We start from the raw sequence: 11617 nt of genomic DNA, 5'->3' as shown, positions 1-11617 counted from the left end.
AACAACAGGATGCGCCCCTCGGCAGCCTTCACCTCGGACAGCACGGCCTGCAGTCGCTCCTCGAACTCGCCGCGGTACTTCGCACCGGCCACCAGAGAACCCATGTCGAGCGAGAAGATCGTCTTGTCGCGTAGGCCCTCGGGCACGTCGCCGCGGACGATCCGCTGGGCGAGACCCTCGACAATCGCGGTCTTACCGACACCGGGGTCGCCGATCAGCACCGGGTTGTTCTTCGTTTTCCGGCTCAAGATCTGAGTTACCCTGCGGATCTCGGCATCTCGGCCGATGACCGGATCGAGTTTGCCTGCCCGCCCCTCGGAGACGAGGTCGCGCCCGTACTTCTCCAATGCCTCGTACGCCCCCTCCGGGGTGGCCGAGGTGACACGCTGATTGCCGCGCACCTTCGTCAGCGCTGTGAGGAAGGCGTCTCGTGTGACCCCGTGACTGGCGAGGACCCGACCGGCCGCGCTGGCCGATCCTTCCTCGGAGAGGGCCATCACGAGATGCTCCACCGACACGTAGGAATCCTTGAGTCGCTTCGCCTCCCGCTCTGCGGCGTCGAGCAGCTTGGCCAGGCGCTGGGTGATCGTCACCTGACCGGGTGTCGCGCCGGGGCCGCTGACCTTCGGCCTACGCGACAGTTCACGATCCAGATCGGATCGCAGGGCATCGACGTTCGCGCCGGCCTGTTCGAGCAGTCGGGGTACCAACCCATCCTGCTGATCGACCAACGCGAGCAGCAGGTGCTCTCCGTCGACCTCGGTGTGGCCCATTCTGGTCGCGACGTTCTGGGCTTCCTGCAGGGCTTCTCGTGACTTTTCAGTCAGGCTGCCGGTGTCCATGGGGGTGTCCTCCTTCTGCGGGAAGCTGCTTCGAGTTTCTCGATTCGATCCAGCAGATCGAGCACGAGCCCGATTGCCGAGTAGTTCAGGCCCAGGCCGGTCCGCAGCCGTTGGATGCGGGCGGCGTGGACCACTTCGGATGGTTCGAACGACATCTCTCCGCCGGCGTAGCGGTGGGCGTCGAGCAGTCCGAGAGCCACAAGCTTTCGTGCCAGGTCGGGGTGCAGCCCGGTACGTTCGGCGAAGGCATCCGGCGACAAACCGGCACGGCGAACCAATACGTACTGAGTGACCGGGGTCGGGGTGCTCATGTCTCTTTCCTCGGATCGAAGTTCGATTCGGCGCCCAACTGCTCGAACAGCTCGCGTTCACGTGCTGTCGGTTTCGACGGAACCATCACCTTGATTTCGGCGTAGAGGTTGCCGTTGGCGCCCCGCGGATTCGGCATTCCCTCTCCGCGCAGGCGCAGCTTCCTACCAGTCGACGAGCCCGGCACCACTTTGACTTTCGCCTCGCCACCCGGGGTGGGAACGACGACTGTCGACCCGAGAACCGCCTCCCATGGCGATACGGGCAGATCGACGTAGATGTCCCGACCCTGCACGCGGAACCGTGAATGCGGCTTGATCCGCACCACGAGGTACAGATCCCCAGGCGGCGCGTCACCGTTGCCCCGGCCTCCTTGCCCGGCCAACCGGATTCGCTGGCCGTCCAGGACACCGGCCGGAATGTCGACGTCATACTGCCGTCCGTCCAGTCTGAGAGTGCGTTTTCCGCCCCGATACGCCTCTTCCAGAGCCAGTTCCAGTTCCGCTTCCTGATCGGCGCCGGGAATCGGTCCGAACCCACCGCCTCCGCCGAACATCTGCCCGAAGAGGTCTTCGAAGTCGACGCCGCCCTCGCCACCGACACCGTGACCGAAGTGCACCCTTCTGCCCCCGCCCCCACCGCCGTACCCGCCGCCGCCGAACCCGCCGCCGTACCCACCGGCGCTTGCCCGGACCCGTTCGTCGTAATCCTCGGGCACACGCCGGAAGTCGTCACCGAATCGGTCGTAGCGTTTCCGGGTGTCCGGGTCGGACAACACCTGATAGGCCTCGTTGGCCTCCTTGAACCTGTCCTCCGCAGTGGGATCCTTGTTCACATCGGGGTGGTACTTGCGGGCCAGCTTGCGGTACGCCTGCTGAATTTCGTCGGTGCCGGCGCCCCGCGGGACCCCGAGTACTTCGTAGTAGTCACGGGCCATCGGTGCTCACCCCTCGGGGCGGCTGACGACCACCGCGGCGGGCCGCAACTGTCGCCCGTCCTCTCCATAACCCGGGCGCAAGACCTCGACCACGGTCCCGGACGGAAGGTCGGGTCGGGTTACCACACTGACCACTTCATGGAGCTCCGGGGAGAACGGCACACCGACCTCGTCGTGGCGCTCGAAGCCGAACCGTGAGAGCACCTGTACCGCCTGATCCCGGATCGCCTTCACACCCTCGACGACGGCCTGCGGATCGCTGCCCGCATGGGCCAGCGCAAGCTCCAAATTGTCCAGTACCGGCAGCCACGCCGCCGAAACCTTCGCTACTTCCGCGGCGCGTTCACGATCCAGATCCTTGGCATACCGCTTGCGCAGGTTGTCCAGATCTGCGACGGCCCTGCGCCAACGATCCTCGAGTTGAGCCAACTCGGCCCCCGTGTCGGTGCGATCAGGCGCCGTCTCGGTCTGATCCCCGTCGGTACCGTCGGTAGCCGGCTCGGTCGTCGAATGATCTGCAGACCTTTCCATCGTGTGCCTCAGCTTCGATCGAATTCGGCGTCGATCACGTCGTCGTCATCCGACGACGCAGCATCAGCGCCGCCTGCTTGGCCGTCGTCCGACTGGTCCGGCACAAGTCCGTAGAGCAGCTGTTGCAGCTCCGAGGTGAGTGGCTGAACCTCCGCGGGTGAAGCACCGTCTTTGACCGCCTTCCTGGCGTCGGCGATCAGCATCTCGGCCCGCGCCTTCTCATGCGGCGGGGCACTGTCACCGAGTTCGGCGAGTCGCCGTTCCACTTGATAGGCAACCGAATCGAGCGCGTTGCGTGCGTCGACCGCCTTGCGCAGCGCCTCGTCCTCACCCCGGTTCCGTTCGGCCTCTGCCAGCATGCGCTCGACGTCACTCTGGTCCAGGTTGCCCTGTTCACTGATCGTGATGCTCTGTTCCTTGCCGGTGTCCTTGTCGCGGGCGGTGACGTTCAGGATGCCGTTGGCGTCGATATCGAAAGTGACTTCGACTTGGGCCTCGCCACGTGGCGCGGGGCGGATGTCTTCCAGCCGGAACCGGCCGAGCACCCGGTTGTCGGCCGCACGTTCGCGTTCGCCCTGCAGCACCACGACGTCCACGGCGGACTGATTGTCTTCCGCCGTGGAGAACACTTCGCTGCGCCGTGCCGGGATCGTCGTGTTGCGCTCGATGATCTTGGTCATCACCCCGCCCTGCGTCTCGACGCCGAGGGACAGCGGGGTGACATCGAGCAACAGCACATCGGAGACCTCGCCTTTGAGCACGCCCGCCTGGACTGCGGCACCGAGCGCCACGACCTCGTCCGGGTTGACGCCCATGTGGGGGTCCTTGCCGCCGGTGAGCCGGCGAACCAGCGCCTGCACCGCAGGAATACGTGTCGAACCACCGACCAGGATCACCTCGTCGATGTCGTTGGCGGTGACCTTGGCGTCACTCATCGCCTGCTTCACGGGGTCGAGGCAGCGTTCCACCAGATCGGCAGTCAAATCCTCGAACTTCGATCGCATGATCGTGGTGGTGAGGTGCTTGGGACCGTTCGCGTCAGCGGTGACGAAGGGCAGGTTTACCTGGGCCTGGGTCACCGAGGACAACTCGACCTTGGCTTTCTCCGCGGCCTCGAAGAGGCGCTGCAATGCCTGCGCATCCTTGCGCAGATCGATGTTCTCCGCGCGCTGGAATTCGTCGGCGAGGTAGTCCACCAGGCGTCGGTCGAAGTCGTCGCCGCCGAGGTGGGAGTCGCCGGCCGTGGAACGAACCTCGACCACTCCCTCGCCGACATCGAGCAGGCTCACATCGAAGGTTCCGCCGCCGAGGTCGAAGACCAGTACGGTTTCGTGGGTCTGTTTGTCCATGCCGTACGCGAGTGCCGCAGCGGTCGGCTCGTTGATGATCCGCAGAACCTCGAGGCCCGCGATCCGGCCGGCGTCTTTGGTGGCGTTTCGTTGCGCGTCGTTGAAGTAGGCCGGAACGGTGATGACCGCTTCCTTGACCTTCTCACCGAGGAACTTGCTCGCGTCGTCGACGAGCTTGCGCAGCACGAGGGCACTGATCTCCTCCGGTGCGTATTTCTTGCCGCGCACGTCGAAGCGGGCCTCACCGTTGTCACCCGGCACGACGTCGAAGCTGACCGCTTTGGCTTCCTCGGAGATCTCGTCGTAGTGACGTCCGATGAAGCGTTTCGCCGAGTAGATCGTGCCCTTCGGATTCAAGATCGCCTGCCGTCGGGCAAGCTGACCCACCAGGCGCTCGCCGCTCTCGGTGAACGCCACCACCGACGGCGTCGTCCGCGCTCCCTCGACATTGGAGATCACCACCGGCTCGCCGCCTTGCCAGCTTGCGATGACCGAGTTGGTGGTGCCCAGGTCTATACCCACAGCAGTCGCCATGACTCATTCCTTTCGATCGGTCCGGCCGGTGAGCAAGCGGACGGCTTCGTCCGCGACCTCGACATCGGCGAGGACTTCGTAGTGACGTGGTTGTAATGACTGGATTGAGGTGAAGTCGCGCCGGCCGCCCTGCAGCGCATACATGAGCAGGCCGAGCAGAGCGCCCACAACGGCACCGAATACCAACCCGTAGAAGGCGAGCGCGAGGCCCGTGAGCAGCGGCTGAACCCAATCGAGTAACCCGAAGATCCAGCCGAACAGCGCACCCGTCAGCGCGCCCGCGGCGGCGCCGCGCAGAGCGGCCCAGCCGTAGTTCAATCGGCCGACGATCTGCTCGACCAGCTCGATGTCGCGACCGACGATGGCCAGTTTGTCTACCGTGAAATGCTGGTCGGAGAGGTAGTCGACGGCGCTCTCGGCGTCGGCATAGGTGTCGAATGTCGCAATCACCTGGCGAGCAGGTGGGTGTGGACTTACGGCGGAGGTTCCGCCACTGGACTCTGACATCACGCCCCCTCGGCGTCGATGGACTGGGGTTTCGGAGTAGAACTCCCGCTACCAAGACCCTAGCAGCCGAAAGAAATGGGTGAGAGTCTTCACCCTCACGTAGAGGATCAGGACCCAGCGGCTGTTCCTAATCGCTTGGTGCAGAAGAAAACCAGTGACGAATCCTCTTCTTCCAGCTGTCGGATCAGCTCGTACAGTGAAGTCACTAAAGTCCGATTCCTGCGGTTGGGCCGTTCGTGAGCTCAACCGGTTGACTGCCCGACCGGACGCCGAACCGGTAGGCGCAGGCTCGGCTGCACAGTACGGCATGCGAATCGGGCCGAAACAGGCATATCGGTCTTGAAAATAAAAGTAGTACAACAATATACGACTCGTCGCCGCAGCAGCTGAGGCACGCGCACCGCAATCGTCGATGTAGATTTCTATGAGCATGTGACGCGGGTCGGGAGTCGCGGACCACGGGAGGAGACAGGGGTATGTTGATCTGGTGGGCCCACTCGCAGTAGGTGCATGTAGGAGACCGATGTCGTACGGAACCGGTCGCTGATGCGCGTTCCGTCGACCGTACGTTCCTCGATCTGGGTGCCGCTGGTCGCGATCGCGGTCCCCCTCCTCGCGGGATGCGGCGCCTCGGCTCCCACCACCTCGACGCCCCCAGCCGGGCCTGCCGTGGACCTGCCGGCACTGGTCCGGCAGGTGGAGGCCTCGGTCGTCACGGTGCTTACCGGGTCCGGTGTGGGCAGCGGCATCGTCTACAAGACCGACGGCACCATCGTCACCAACGCCCACGTGGTCGAGGGTGCCCGGCAGGTGAGTGTGGCCTTCGCGGACGGGCAACAGGTGTCCGCGAACGTGCGGGCCGTCGATCGCGTGACCGACGTCGCGGTCCTTCACGCGGACCGCACCGATCTGACTGCGGCGACGTTCGAGACAGCGTTGCCAGAGGTCGGCGCGCTCGCCGTAGTCGTGGGCAGTCCGCTGGGGTTCGAGGCCACGGTCACCTCGGGCATCATCTCCGGATTGCACCGTCAGATCCCCGGGTCGGCCTCCACCGGGGCGCCGCTGGTCGACCTGATTCAGACCGACGCCGCGATCTCGCCGGGTAACTCCGGGGGTGCGCTGATCGACGGACAAGGGCGGGTCGTGGGGATGAGCCAGGCCTACATTCCCCCGTCGGCGGGTGCGGTGGCTCTGGGTTTCGCCATCCCCGCGGCGGATGTCGTCGACGTCGCAGATCAACTGCTGGCCTCGGGAACTGCCCAGCATGCGTACGTCGGCATTCAGCCCGGCACGCTGACACCGCAGATCGCCGAACAATTGGCGGTCGACCGCACCGACGGTGTCGTCGTCCTCGAGGTCGTCCCGCTCGGTCCGGCTGCGACCGCGGGTATCCGGCCGGGCGATGTCATCACCGCGGTCAACGGCCACGACATCGAGTCGGCGGAGGACTTCATCGCGGCGCTCCGTGCCGTCGACCCGGGCGATCGAGTGGATTTGACCGTGCTCCGCGGCGGCAAGATCCAGCAGATCTCGGTCACAGTGACAGACCGCCCCGCCAGCTGAACGACTATTCCAAGAACGACCAAAACGGGGCGGGCGGGATCTGTGTTGCGGGCGGTCCGGCCCGCAGCGTTGCGGGTATCGCAGGCGTTGAGCAGCATTACCGTCCGCGTGTCCTTGGGACACAAACTTGGGAATACCAACTTCAACTTCGGGTCAGCCACGAACTGGGTGGACTGTCCTGTGCTCATCGGATTTGCTGACGCTCCTGATGGGCGCCGAGGGTGACGAGGGCCTCGATGCCGACTTTGTCGGCGGCGAGGTCGCAGAAGGCCTCGAATCGGGTCGTCGCGGCCGTCCTGTCGTATCGGGAGGTGGGATCGTCGATGTCGGTGGCCTCGGCCAGCGCGGTCAGATACCGCTGGGCCGTGCACAGGTCGTCGTTGGCCTCGATTACGGTGGCGTCGCGCAAGTCGTGCCGGCAGAACGGACGCACCTTCCGATCGGCGCTCTCGCGCGGACACCGTTGGGGGCAGTGCCATGGCGGGCCGTGGCTGCCGAGCCAGGTGGTGTCGGAGAATGGCACCTGCCCGCAACCGGGACACCGGGTCTGCAACCGCAGTCGGTGCCGCAGGCAGATCGGAAGCAACGGGTGCGCCCATTGCCTCTGCCAGATGCAGTCCGGCTCGGCGAGACACCGTGGACAAAACCGGGACCCGCTGAAGTGGTGCCGGATCCCGCGGCGGTGCGCGAGGTAGCGGCCGAGCGAGGCCTCGGCCGGCCAACCACACAATGCCGGCGACAAGGCCCGCGGCGCGAGGCCGAGGCACCAGGTGATCTCCCGCGAGCACTCGGCGACCTGGTCCAGTACACGGTCGACGGTGGCGGGCCGGGAAGTGAAGCCGAACTCCCGCAACAACTGCGCCGGAGACAGCTGGTACCGGGAGGCGAAATGCAGCAGCCATCCGGGGATGGCCTCGCCGGGGCGGATCGGGACGGTGATCGGCCAGCGGTCGATGTCGTAACCGCCGGGAATCGGCCTCAGTCGCGCCGCCGGGGGCGCGGTGGAAGGTGTGGGGTCAGGCCGTGCGGGCGGCGGATTCGCCGGCATTGTCGATGGTGGTCGCGGCGATCAACTCCGGGGTGATCGTCTCGGTGCCGGAGGCGATCGCCAGGTAGCAGACGCGGTCGATGAGGTTGGTCAGCGACGCTATCCGGCCCTGGGTGCGCCGGTGCAACACCTTCGCCTGCTCGACGAGCATCCCCTCGTGGGCGTCGGCCAACTTGATGTGCCCCTCCAACGTGCGGAGCAGGCTGATCCAACTCCGCAGCCCCGGATCGGTATCGACCGCGAACGGGGCGACCGGGCAGCGGGTGGCACGGCGGCTGGTCTGCGCGTAGGCGGCCTGTTCCCCGAGCTGCCCTTCATCGAAGAACCGCTTCTCGGCGAGCTGAACTCCGACGTAGACGAACGTCGCCGCCATCTCGTTGGCCAGACCCTTGAGGTGGTTGGACACCTCGATGCCGTTGCGATGCTTGAAGTCCACGAAGTGCAGGTCGTCGAGCACGACCAACCGGGTTTCGCAGCTGGTGACACAGTCGACGGCCAACGCACCCAGCTTGGAGGTCGACGCCCGGTCGACGGCGGGGTGGCCGTAGAACCGCAGGATCTGCTGGTTCAGACCCTTCAACGTGATGCCGGCGCTGAGCGGGACGAACGCCACCGGCAACCGCTGATGCCCACCTAAGGTGACCGGGCCCTCCCGGCGGTAGGCGCGGCGGTGGAAGTCGCGGGCGTACCGGGTGGCGATGGTCGTCTTCCCCAAACCGGGTTCGGCGTCGATCACCACCGACCCGCGCAGCTTGTCCCCGTCCCGCCGCCCGGAGGCCAGGACCTGATCGATCACCGAGTACGCGGCGGTCAGCTGGCTGGTCTTGATCGTCGGCAGGTTCGCGTTCCACACCATCCGGGCCTCGTTGTAGTCCTCCCGTTCCTCACCGCTGAGCCGGGTCTTTTCGGTGCGGGTGAGGACGTCGAACGACTCGCGCGGTGCGGAGTGCACGAACGCATCCCATCCCTTCTTGCGGGAGAGTTGGTAGCGGGCGGTGCCGTTGTCCGCCAACCATCGTGCCCATCGGTTCACTCGTCGAACACCCCGAATACCTCCTCGTCCGGCCGCTGCGCGTAGTACTGCTCGAACACGTCCAGGTCGTCGGGAAGCTCGACCGGGCTCGTCGAGCGTTGGGCGAGGTGCTCGAGCAGATCGATGACCCCGGGCAGCGACGCGTCCTCCCGCACGGATTCGCCGTCCGGCGCGGCACCGGACGTCCGTTCGCCGTCGAGGGTGGGCCGCTGCGCGCTGAGCCGCCGGGCCAGGCTGCGGTCGCGGCGGGTCTCGACTTCCTCCCGGCTCCACGCGAGCAGCAGGTCCTGCACGGCGCGGTGCGGATCGAGGTGGCGGTGCTCGCGGATGCTGACGCGTTTGGCGTAGTCGACGGCATCGGCGCTGAACGGCTGGTTCAGGCACGCCCCGTGTTCCCACACCAGTTGGTGCCAGGCGTTGGTGTCCGGATCTTGGAAGTAGGCGTGCCGGACGTCGTGGGAGTCGACGAAGATCGGCCACTTACCGGCGTGCACACCGCCGTACGGGGACCGGGTGCCGCGATACAGGTTCAGCCCGGCACCGTCGTAGCGCAGCCCGTCGACCTCCACCCCGTAGTGGTGGATCATCCGCCACCGCACATCGAGGAACTCGTACGCCAAGTCCGGGCTGCTCGGTAACAGCAGGCACCCGAATTTCGCGACCCCGATCTCGAACATCTCGGCCGGGCAGAACTCGGCCCGCGGGATCTCCGGCACACACAACCCGTCGTGCTGGGTGCGGTGATACACCGACCCGACCCACTCGCGGATGATCTGCTCGAGTTCGCTGACGTAGTAGAACGCCTTGTCCTCGACGTCTTTTCCGCGGGAGTACACATCCGGGCCCTTGTAGGCGGGCAGGTGCTGGAGCACGGATTCGCGTAGCGTGCGGAAAAATCTCTCGACCGTGGGCTTGTCGGTCGGCTTGTGCGGGATCGCCGGCTGGACCGTGATCCCGAGCCGCGCGCAGACCCCGATCACGTGATCGGACAGGTACTGCTTGCCGTGATCGACCACGATCGCCTCCGGTAAACAGGCAGGGAGGTCGCCGACCCGCTGCTGGGAGACGCCGTCGGGTTCCTCGGTGCCGACGAGCAGATTCCGCGGAACCCCGTGATACGGCCACCCGCCGTCGTCCCGCTGGCGGTCTGGGGTGATGCATTGGTAGAGCACGTTCGCGACGTCCTGCGCTTTCGTCGACACCGGGGTCAACCGCAGTCCGAGCACGCAGCGGGTGAACAGGTCCATAGCCACCGTCAACTCCACCCCGACCCAGCGCATCGTGATCGGCTCCATCGCAAACACATCCAGCGGCGTGGTGTCGAGCACCACGTACTCGCCGGGCCGGGTGGCACGGAGCCGACCGAACACACCGGTCGGACGATCGGCCACCGACCGCCGTCCCTTTGCACTGCCGAACGCATGCCGTCCCTTCGCCAGCACCTTCAGACGCCGGTAAGCAGTGGCTTTACTGGGCAGCGGCACCGTTCCCGGGCCGAAGCTTGCCTCCAACTTGCGGACAACCGCGTCGATGACAACTCCCATGGTCGGCGTGGATGCCTCGACATAGTCGTCCAGCACCTGAAGACGCGTCGCGTCCCACCGCGGGTCCACGCCGACTGCATATCGGCTGCGAATGCGGGTGTCGGCCAACCCGGCGACCCCCGATGCCCGGAAGCCCGCGATCCAGCGGTAGAGCGTGCGCACCGAGACATCCAGTTCCTTCGCCTTGGCCGCTAGCACCGACTCCAGGTTGGTCCCGTCATCGTTGACCGCGGCGAGCGCGCTGCGCACGTGCCCGGCTCGGACGTCGAGCTTGTGGCGCTGCGACGTCGTCAGCGACGACAGCACCACCGCTGTGGGATCGAAGGAGTCGTCCTTATGGGCCATTGCCACAGCGTGGGCAGTGATTTCGGTGACCGCGACCCTTTGCAACGACGGCCCTGACCGGAGCGTCACCTCAAGACCATGGAGGGCGACGACCTCCCACGAGGCGCCCCCGAACCAGACCCGAATCCCAGGACGGAGATCGAGGATTTCTGTCATAAAGTCGTCCTCTCACCAGGTCAAGACCGTTTGCCCGGACAGCGGTACCGTAAGATCCGCCGTCCACGACCTGAACCATAACTTCGCCAGCACAGCGATGCGGCCCCGCTGCGTGTCTGCGGCCGCGACCACCTCGTCGATCGTCATTCCGGTCACGGCGACCGCCTCGATGCACGCCACGGTCGTGGTATCTATCGAGCCCGTTCTGCGCGCGGCGCCAATGGTCCGGATATTCGCCAGCACCACCGGGTCCGCGCCTGTCCACACCTCGTACGACCAACCCCGCGAGGCGCACACCCGCCCAGTCCAGGCGAATACCTGCGCCGCCTCCTCGCGGCGGGCGAACTCTTCCGGTTTGACGTCCACGACCGTGAACCCACCATCAGCATGTTCGAGAAGCATGTCGGGAACGTGCCTACGTGTGCTCGTCCCGTCCGAGCCGCACATCCACATCGGTTGCGCCGCCATCCGGATTACCCCCGGAGCGAAGTCGGCCAACCACAGCCGATCGAGCTCCAACCGGCTCTCGTAGAGCACGTGGTCACGATTGGTCGCTGACCAGAACCAGCCCGCGTAATGCCTCCGTCGAGGATGACTTCGCACTCGTCGAACCGGCAAACCGCGCACTATTCGTAGCGGATCCGCGGCGGCGACCGTCGTCGCGACAGGACCACCGTTGCCCTGCACGTACCTGACCTCGACCTCACCGCTTCGCGGCACCTACATAGCTTCACTCGTGCTGACACGAAAATGAGAAACCAACACGCCGCTGACAGACAACTGACACGAAATTGAGAAACTGACACCGATCGCGAGAACCTACACTTGAACTCGGCCGGCGGACGGGAACGATTCGACGCCGCCATCACCGACATCGCCAGGATGCTTTCCACCGGAAACCACCACACCAGCAGAAAGC

11 protein-coding genes are annotated in these 11617 nt (G+C 65.7%); 1 reads left to right on the top strand and 10 read right to left on the bottom strand.

The features are described from left to right. The 6 genes from ACZ3J7_RS40295 to ACZ3J7_RS40270 all read right to left on the bottom strand — a co-directional run. Positions 1-842, bottom strand: an 842-nt coding sequence (locus ACZ3J7_RS40295) for a Clp protease N-terminal domain-containing protein (RefSeq protein ID WP_353799053.1), incomplete at its 3' end; no start/stop codon positions are given. Continuing rightward, positions 824-1153, bottom strand: coding sequence for a chaperone modulator CbpM (locus ACZ3J7_RS40290; protein WP_003942652.1), 330 nt, complete (start codon positions 1151-1153; stop codon positions 824-826). The genes ACZ3J7_RS40295 and ACZ3J7_RS40290, both read right to left, overlap by 19 nt. Continuing rightward, a complete protein-coding gene (locus tag ACZ3J7_RS40285; protein ID WP_350834961.1) occupies positions 1150-2088 on the bottom strand; it encodes a J domain-containing protein in 939 nt (312 codons plus the stop codon). The genes ACZ3J7_RS40290 and ACZ3J7_RS40285 overlap by 4 nt, the downstream gene beginning before the upstream one ends. A 6-nt stretch (positions 2089-2094) precedes the next feature. Then, positions 2095-2619 carry a nucleotide exchange factor GrpE gene (locus ACZ3J7_RS40280; protein WP_003942659.1) on the bottom strand — a complete coding sequence of 175 codons (525 nt, stop codon included), beginning with the start codon at positions 2617-2619 and terminating at the stop codon, positions 2095-2097. Between the two features lie 8 nt (positions 2620-2627). Further along, positions 2628-4502 (bottom strand): molecular chaperone DnaK, encoded by a 1875-nt coding sequence (gene dnaK, locus ACZ3J7_RS40275; protein WP_218748308.1) that lies wholly within the window; start codon positions 4500-4502, stop codon positions 2628-2630. Between the two features lie 3 nt (positions 4503-4505). Next, positions 4506-4952: a general stress protein gene (locus ACZ3J7_RS40270; protein ID WP_006551058.1), complete on the bottom strand. Its 447-nt coding sequence runs from the start codon at positions 4950-4952 to the stop codon at positions 4506-4508. A gap of 603 nt (positions 4953-5555) precedes the next feature. Between ACZ3J7_RS40270 and ACZ3J7_RS40265 the strand changes: the two genes are divergently transcribed. Next, a complete protein-coding gene (locus ACZ3J7_RS40265; protein WP_209923542.1) occupies positions 5556-6572 on the top strand; it encodes a S1C family serine protease in 1017 nt (338 codons plus the stop codon). A 184-nt stretch (positions 6573-6756) separates the two neighbouring features. Here the strand turns inward: ACZ3J7_RS40265 and ACZ3J7_RS40260 are convergent, their stop codons facing one another. The 4 genes from ACZ3J7_RS40260 to ACZ3J7_RS40245 are packed head-to-tail and all read right to left on the bottom strand — an operon-like array spanning position 6757 to position 11325. Further along, a complete protein-coding gene (locus ACZ3J7_RS40260) occupies positions 6757-7620 on the bottom strand; it encodes a TniQ family protein (RefSeq protein WP_003942649.1) in 864 nt (287 codons plus the stop codon). Beyond that, positions 7589-8653, bottom strand: a complete 1065-nt coding sequence (locus ACZ3J7_RS40255; protein WP_003942663.1) for an ATP-binding protein — start codon at positions 8651-8653, stop codon at positions 7589-7591. The genes ACZ3J7_RS40260 and ACZ3J7_RS40255 overlap by 32 nt, the downstream gene beginning before the upstream one ends. Continuing rightward, positions 8650-10698 carry a helix-turn-helix domain-containing protein gene (locus ACZ3J7_RS40250; RefSeq protein WP_178377389.1) on the bottom strand — a complete coding sequence of 683 codons (2049 nt, stop codon included), beginning with the start codon at positions 10696-10698 and terminating at the stop codon, positions 8650-8652. Before ACZ3J7_RS40250 ends, ACZ3J7_RS40255 begins: the two co-directional genes overlap by 4 nt. Before the next feature lie 12 nt (positions 10699-10710). Then, positions 10711-11325, bottom strand: a complete 615-nt coding sequence (locus ACZ3J7_RS40245) for a TnsA-like heteromeric transposase endonuclease subunit (RefSeq protein ID WP_223375434.1) — start codon at positions 11323-11325, stop codon at positions 10711-10713. Positions 11326-11617 lie beyond the last annotated feature (292 nt).

Source organism: Kitasatospora sp. NPDC015121 (assembly GCF_055562955.1).
The sequence above is the reverse complement of the archived record's forward strand: the minus strand, read 5'-3'. Positions and strand labels throughout refer to the sequence as shown.

Excerpts from the sequence above, each read along its gene's own strand:
- ACZ3J7_RS40285 (WP_350834961.1), bottom strand. The coding sequence starts at position 2,088 with ATGGCCCGTGACTACTACGAAGTACTCGGGGTCCCGCGGGGCGCCGGC.
- dnaK (WP_218748308.1), bottom strand. The coding sequence starts at position 4,502 with ATGGCGACTGCTGTGGGTATAGACCTGGGCACCACCAACTCGGTCATC.
- ACZ3J7_RS40290 (WP_003942652.1), bottom strand. The coding sequence starts at position 1,153 with ATGAGCACCCCGACCCCGGTCACTCAGTACGTATTGGTTCGCCGTGCC.
- ACZ3J7_RS40280 (WP_003942659.1), bottom strand. The coding sequence starts at position 2,619 with ATGGAAAGGTCTGCAGATCATTCGACGACCGAGCCGGCTACCGACGGT.
- ACZ3J7_RS40260 (WP_003942649.1), bottom strand. The coding sequence starts at position 7,620 with ATGCCGGCGAATCCGCCGCCCGCACGGCCTGACCCCACACCTTCCACC.
- ACZ3J7_RS40265 (WP_209923542.1), top strand. The coding sequence starts at position 5,556 with ATGCGCGTTCCGTCGACCGTACGTTCCTCGATCTGGGTGCCGCTGGTC.
- ACZ3J7_RS40250 (WP_178377389.1), bottom strand. The coding sequence starts at position 10,698 with ATGACAGAAATCCTCGATCTCCGTCCTGGGATTCGGGTCTGGTTCGGG.